General features: G+C 75.4%; 4 protein-coding genes. 1 reads left to right on the top strand and 3 read right to left on the bottom strand.

Annotated features, from left to right (window positions below; genetic code table 11):
* The 3 genes from ACWCSD_RS50235 to ACWCSD_RS50225 all read right to left on the bottom strand — a co-directional run.
* A partial coding sequence (locus ACWCSD_RS50235; RefSeq protein WP_449926555.1) for an NAD(P)/FAD-dependent oxidoreductase occupies positions 1 to 968 on the bottom strand: 968 nt, incomplete at its 3' end.
* Between the two features lie 152 nt (positions 969 to 1,120).
* On the bottom strand, positions 1,121 to 1,549 hold the full coding sequence (locus ACWCSD_RS50230) for a type II toxin-antitoxin system PemK/MazF family toxin (protein ID WP_397156441.1): 429 nt from the start codon (positions 1,547 to 1,549) through the stop codon (positions 1,121 to 1,123).
* Positions 1,542 to 2,444 carry a helix-turn-helix domain-containing protein gene (locus tag ACWCSD_RS50225; RefSeq protein ID WP_397156443.1) on the bottom strand — a complete coding sequence of 301 codons (903 nt, stop codon included), beginning with the start codon at positions 2,442 to 2,444 and terminating at the stop codon, positions 1,542 to 1,544. The genes ACWCSD_RS50230 and ACWCSD_RS50225 overlap by 8 nt, the downstream gene beginning before the upstream one ends.
* Positions 2,445 to 2,702: 258 nt before the next feature.
* Between ACWCSD_RS50225 and ACWCSD_RS50220 the strand changes: the two genes are divergently transcribed.
* Entirely contained in the window at positions 2,703 to 3,053 is a 351-nt protein-coding gene (locus ACWCSD_RS50220) for a VOC family protein (protein ID WP_449926552.1), read from the top strand.
* Positions 3,054 to 3,180: the final 127 nt, after the last annotated feature.

Below are 3,180 nucleotides of genomic sequence, written 5' to 3'. Positions count from 1 at the left end.
TCCACCCCGAGCGGACGGCACACCTCGCCCGTCCACGCCCCCGCCGCCACGATCACGACGTCCGCCTCCAGCGGGACGCCCTCGCCGGCGGGCACGCGTCCGGCCGCGGAAGGGGCGACGGGTTCGGCCGGCGGCACGGGGACGATCGGCTCCACCACGGGCGGGACGGGCTCGAAGGCCGGGGCGGGACCTCCCGGGGAGCCGTCCGGAGGGCCGCCGAAGGGCGCGTCGCCCGCTGCGCCGACCGGTCCCTCGGCGGACGCCTCAAGAGGGCTCTCGGTCAGGTCGCCGGTGGCGGACGGCGGGTGGTCCGGCGCGAGCGGGGCGGCCTGGCGCCAGGAGGTGGTCCGGCCGCTCACCGCGCCGGCTCCCGGCCCCGGCTGGGCCCACCGCGGCCCGTTCCCCGCCGGGATGTCCTCGTCGGCGGCGTGCAGGCGCACCTGCCCGTCGGAGGTGAGGACGGCGCTGCCGGGCAGCACCTCGGCGCCCCGGGCGACGGCGGCGCGCAGCAGCGCGTCGCGTACGGCGCTGCCGTCCACCCGGGCGGCGCCCGGCACGAGGAGCGCGCTGAGGTCGTCGGACAACGGCGGAAACAGGTCGGACGGCGTCAGCACGTCGGTGACCTCCCCCATCTCGGGCGCGTCGGCGTAGCGGCGGCGCAGCAGGGCCCGCACCGGTTCGAGATCGACCGGGTCCTCCGCCACCAGCAGGGCCCCGACCTTGGCGTAGCCGATGTCCTCGCCCAGGGCCTCGACCAGCCTCGGGTAGTGGCGGGCGCCCTCGCTGGTCAGCCGGTACCAGGCGTCGTCCTCCGGATGGTCCACCCAGGGGCACACGATGCCCGCGCCCGCCTGGGTCGCCTGGCCCTGGGAGCCGCGGTCCACCACGGTCACGGCCACGCCGCGGCCGCTCAGGTAGTAGGCCGCGCTCGCCCCGACGATCCCGCTGCCGATCACCACAACACGCATGCACCCATGATCGCAGGCGCGGGCGATCCCGGACGATGACCGGATCGTACGCTTACCATCCGGATACTCCCTCACGCCCATCCCCGGGGGCTACAGGACTGCCCATCGCTGCGGGAGCGGACCGGTGCGGGGAGGACCGGGCCGCACGCGGGTCAGGCCACGCCCCACCCGTGCGTCTGCATGAGGACGGAGGCCACCCGGGCGAACCGGTCGCCGTCGAGCACCGCGCCCTCGCGGCGGATGTCGCCCTCGTCCAGCACGAAGACCCGGTCGAGCCGCAGGTACGACACCCGCCCGTCGCGGCCCCACGCGCCGATCTCCAGCCAGTCGGAGCCGTCGTCGCCCCTGCTCGACAACATCATGCCGAGCAGCCTGCGCCCGGTACGGCCCACGACCAGCAGCGGCCGGTCCTTGCCCCGCGACGGATCCTCCTCGTACGGCACCCACGCCCACACGATCTCCCCCGGATCGGCCAGGCCGTCGAGGTCGGGGGAGTAGGCCAGAGTGACGGGACCGTTGAGCGAGTGGACCTCGCGTACGACGCCCCGGTCGGGCCGGGGGTCCTCACCTGCATCACGCATTGGGGGAGCTTACGGCGGCAGGCGACCCGAAATCCACCCGCCCGGGGGGAGCGGGGGAGGTCAGCAGGCGGCGCAGGACCGTCGGGGTGTGGCCGACGTGGCGGCGGATCGTACGGGTCAGGTGGGCCTGGTCGGCGAACCCGAGGTCGGCGGCGAGCGCGGCCAGGCCGGTCTCGCCGCTCTCCAGCCGGTCGAGCGCCCGGCTCACGCGCACCCGGTTGCGGTAGTGGGTCAGCGAGACGCCCAGCTCGCGGGTGAAGGCCCGGCTGAGCCGGTAGGGGGAGACGGCCAGCAACTCCGCCAGCGGCAACAGCCCGGCGGCCGCCGGATGGTCGGCCGAGATCGCCTCGCGGGCGGCGTCGGCGATGGCCGCGGTGGAGCGGGCGGGGGACGGGGCGGGCCGGCGTGCCGCGGCCGCCCCGTCTGCGGCGGCCGGGGTGGTGGGGCCGGCCAGCTGGGTGAGGGTGGCGCCGGTGAGCGACAGCAGGGATTCGACCAGGGCGAAGTCGGGGTCTCCCGCACGGGCGGTGGCCAGCAGGCGGCGGTGCGCGAGCTCCAGGCGGGCGTCGACGTAGACCGTGGAGCGGGCGAGGCGGGTGGCGTCGCCCGCGAGCGTGCGCCAGAGGGCGGGGGACAGGGACAGGGAGGTGCAGACGTCGCCGCCCGCCGGGTGGGCGAAGCGTTCCTCCTCGCCGGGGGCGCCGAGGTAGGCCATCGTCGGGTCGACGGCGGCCTTGCGGCCGTCGGCCATGCGGCGGAACGCGCCGCGGTGGACCAGCACCATGCGGTGGGCCCGGCCCACCTCGGGCCGCGACCAGCCGCGGTGGTCGTCGGCGCAGGTCACCAGGTCGAGGGTGAAGCCCTTCCCACGGGCCAGCGGCTTGGAGGATCGCACCCGCCGAACGCTACGCCCCACCACCGACAATCTCCCCCGCCAGGGCCTGGGGTCTTCGGCGACGCGTGCGTCCCCGGGGGGTACGGCGTCGGTCGGGGTACGCGACGGAGGCAGCACGGCGAGGGGGCGGCGGCGCGTGGGACTGGGCCGTACGACGGGGACGCGGGGGCCGTTCGGCGGAGACGTGCGGCGAGCGTGTGGCGGTGGGGTGCAAGGATGTTCAAGACCTCGGGGGGTGGCACCGGCAAGGGTGGGGGCATGACGACAGCGATTTCCTCCATTGTTTTCGACTGCGCCGACCCCGTCGCCCTGGCGGGCTTCTACGCCAAGGCGACCGGCTGGCAGGTCGGCGACTCCGATCCCGACTACGCCACCGTCACCGGCGGCCCCGTGCCGCTGGCCTTCCAGCGGATCGACGGCTACCAGGGCCCGGGCTGGCCCAACGACGGCAAGCACGTGCACCTCGACCTCACCGTCCCCGACGTCGAGGAGGCCAGGCGGGAGCTGGTCGCCCTGGGCGCCACCCTGCTCGGCCACCAGCCGGGCGGCGACGACTGGACGGTGCTGCTCGACCCCGAGGGCCACCCGTTCTGCGTGATGCCCGGCTAGAGCCCGGCGAAGAACGAAGTGCCCGACAGAACGGCTAGACGAGTAAGTCCTAAGTCGGGTCAGTGGTCGTAGGCGATCAGGGATCGGGTGATGGGCTGGCCGGTGGCGCGGTTGTGCCAGATGGCGG

The organism is Nonomuraea sp. NPDC001684 (assembly GCF_053596515.1).
The sequence above is the reverse complement of the archived record's forward strand: the minus strand, read 5'-3'. Positions and strand labels throughout refer to the sequence as shown.